Source organism: uncultured Pseudoflavonifractor sp., from assembly GCF_944387805.1.
In the GTDB taxonomy this organism is placed as follows: Bacteria; Bacillota; Clostridia; order Oscillospirales; family Oscillospiraceae; genus Pseudoflavonifractor.
The window spans coordinates 1-2,783 of sequence record NZ_CALXGI010000107.1 but is presented as its reverse complement, the minus strand read 5'-3'; the positions used below and the strand labels follow the sequence as shown (position 1 = coordinate 2,783).

Annotated in this window: 2 protein-coding genes; one reads left to right on the top strand and one right to left on the bottom strand. The window is 61.4% G+C overall.

The window, feature by feature from the left end; all coding sequences use genetic code 11:
• Positions 1 to 78 precede the first annotated feature (78 nt).
• Positions 79 to 1,287 (bottom strand): nucleotidyltransferase family protein, encoded by a 1,209-nt coding sequence (locus tag Q0K06_RS13820; RefSeq protein ID WP_294553737.1) that lies wholly within the window; start codon positions 1,285 to 1,287, stop codon positions 79 to 81.
• Between the two features lie 154 nt (positions 1,288 to 1,441).
• On the opposite strand from Q0K06_RS13820, the gene Q0K06_RS13815 reads away from it, so the two are divergent.
• Positions 1,442 to 2,641, top strand: a complete 1,200-nt coding sequence (locus tag Q0K06_RS13815) for an acetate kinase (protein ID WP_294553734.1) — start codon at positions 1,442 to 1,444, stop codon at positions 2,639 to 2,641.
• Positions 2,642 to 2,783: the final 142 nt, after the last annotated feature.

Sequence of the window (2,783 nt, the reverse complement as noted above, 5' to 3'; positions counted from 1 at the left end):
CCCTTTAGGGGTATTGTCTGTATTATGCCCTTATAGGGCTTAATCAAGCCTCCGGCTTAGCCGGAGGTTGTGACTCTTTTATATAGCCAACACCGGCCCGGTAGTCCACTCCAGCCCGCAGGGGCGGGGCAGGGGGGAACAAAGGGCGTAGAGGTCGGTGCAGCGTGCCTCCAGATTAAAGAGCTGCCGGGCAGATTCGGGCAGCCGCCGGGCGTGGGCGCTCTTCACCAGCACCGGCAGGGCTGCCTTCTCCCGCATCTCCCGGAGCAGTGCCTGTCCCCGGCGGTTGAAGGCCAGTACCCGCAGATAGGGTGGAGCGAAGGGACGGTCAGCGGCGGTCAGGCCCAGGAAGGCCCACAGCACCAGACGCCGGATTCTGGCGTGGGTATACCGCTTGGTCTTGGTGGCATCGCAGAATTCCTCGATGGAGCAGCTGGTTTTGGCGGCCTCCGTCAGCCGCCGGGGCAGGCCTTCGGCGGCGCCGCTGTCTGGCAGGGCGGCGAAATCGTCCTCGTCCATGGCCCGCAGCCTTGCCAGCACCGCCCGCTCACACTGCTCCAGCCCGGCGGGGCAGTGGCCCTGTTCTGCCTCTTGTAAGAGGAGAGATGTGGTGGAAGATGGGAGATAGCGCCCGGCGTCTTCCCAACGGCTGTCTTTCAGCATGGCCCGAATGGCAGAGGCAGAAGCAAAGCCGCCGGCTGGAGCGGCAGCGTCGTGGCCGGCGCCCACCCGGGCCACGGCCAGAGGTGCTATGGGGGAGTGGAGCCGCTTCAGCGCCTTTAGATACTCCACAGCCAGGTTATTGTTTGGGGTACTCAGACAGCCGGCCTGAGGACCGATGAGCCGCTCCGCCGCCGCCTGCCGGGCGGCAGGGAAGGACACACCACGGCCCAGCTCCTCCCGGAGCAGCTCCCGATGGGCGCCGGTGAGCAGGCAGTCCGCCGCGGCAGACAGGGAAGCCGCGTCCCCGTTCTCACATCCGAAGGACAGCACATCCACCACGCCGGAGGCAGCCAGCAGGGCTACCGCCCCCTGGGCAAAAGCCTCTGCTGACGCGGCCGCCCACACGGTGGGCAGTTCCAGCACCAGATCGGCCCCACCCAGCAGGGCGCACTCCGCCCGCCGCCATTTGTCTATGACGGCTGCCTGACCCCGCTGGACAAAGTTTCCGCTCATAGCGCAGACGATACCGGCGTCACCGCCAAGGAGCCGCCTGGTTTCGGCAATATGCCAGCCATGGCCCAGGTGAAAGGGGTTGTATTCTGCCACAATACCGGCAACCTGCATGAAATTCCCTCCGAAATGAAGAATTCTTCGATTTGATGCAAAAAAAGTGTTGTCCTTTTGGAACAAAGAGGATAAAATAGAATATGCTTATTCTACTACGGAATCATCCTGCCCGCAAGGCGGAGAACGATTTGCAAAAGGAGAGACAAGTTACATGAAGGTACTCGTCATCAACGCAGGAAGCTCTTCCCTGAAATATCAGCTGATGGACCCGGCCACCCGGGATGTGCTGGCCAAGGGCCTGTGCGAGCGTATTGGCATTGACGGCCGCCTGACCCACAAGGTGCCCGCCAAGGACCAGAAGTTTGAGGCTGAGATCCCCATGCCTACCCACGCTGAGGCCATTGAGGCTGTGCTTCAGGCTCTGACCGACAGCGACCACGGCGTCATCGCCAGCATGGACGAGATCGACGCTGTGGGCCACCGCGTGCTCCACGGCGGCATGGCCTTTACCGAGAGCTGCATCATTGACGACGCCTGCATTGAGGCCATCAAGGAGTGCATCCCCTTGGGCCCCCTGCACAACCCCGCCAACCTGATGGGCATCGAGGCCTGCCAGAAGGTCATGCCCACCAAGCCCCAGGTGGCCGTGTTCGACACCGCCTTCCACATGACCATGCCTGAGAAGGCCTATACCTATGCCATCCCCTATGAGTACTATGAGAAGGACAAGGTTCGCCGCTATGGCTTCCACGGCACCTCTCACCGCTATGTCTCCGCCCGGGCCGCCGCCCTCATGGGCCGCGATCCCAAGGGCCTGAAGCTCATCTCCTGCCACCTGGGCAACGGTTCCTCTCTGGCCGCCATTGTGGACGGCAAGTGCGTGGACACCACCATGGGTCTTGGCCCTCTGGCCGGCGTACCCATGGGCACCCGCTCCGGCGACATGGACGCCACCATTCTGGAGTACCTGATGGGCCGGTATGGCTATGACATCAAGGAGATGCTCAATATCCTGAACAAGAAGTCCGGCGTGCTGGGCATTTCCGGCGTGTCCTCCGACTTCCGCGATCTGGAGAGTGCCGCTGCTGAGGGCAACCACCGCGCCCGCCTGGCTCTGGATGTGTTCTACTATGACGTGAAGAAGTATATCGGCGCCTACGCCGCCGCCATGGGCGGTGTGGACGGCATCATCTTTACCGCCGGTGTGGGCGAGAACGCTGCCGGCACCCGTATGGCCATTGCCTCCGGCCTGGAGTATATGGGGGTGAAGATGGATGAGGAGAAGAATAACACCCGGGGCAAGGAAGCCATTATCTCCGCCGACGATTCCAAAGTGACCGTCATGGTCATCCCCACCGACGAGGAGCTTATGATCGCCTCCGATACCGCCGAGATTGTCTCCAAGCTGTAAGAAAAAGCAAGATTTTCATCAGATCTGTCAGGGGCAGAACCGCTTAACGGTTCCGCCCCTGATACTTTTGCTTAAAGAACCACTGGCTCTGCCAGTGGATAAAGAGCTTATAGCTATGGACAAAAAAAGGACTCCCCGATAG

Coding starts and splice junctions, on each gene's coding strand:
- Q0K06_RS13815 (WP_294553734.1), top strand. CDS start 1,442: ATGAAGGTACTCGTCATCAACGCAGGAAGCTCTTCCCTGAAATATCAG.
- Q0K06_RS13820 (WP_294553737.1), bottom strand. CDS start 1,287: ATGCAGGTTGCCGGTATTGTGGCAGAATACAACCCCTTTCACCTGGGC.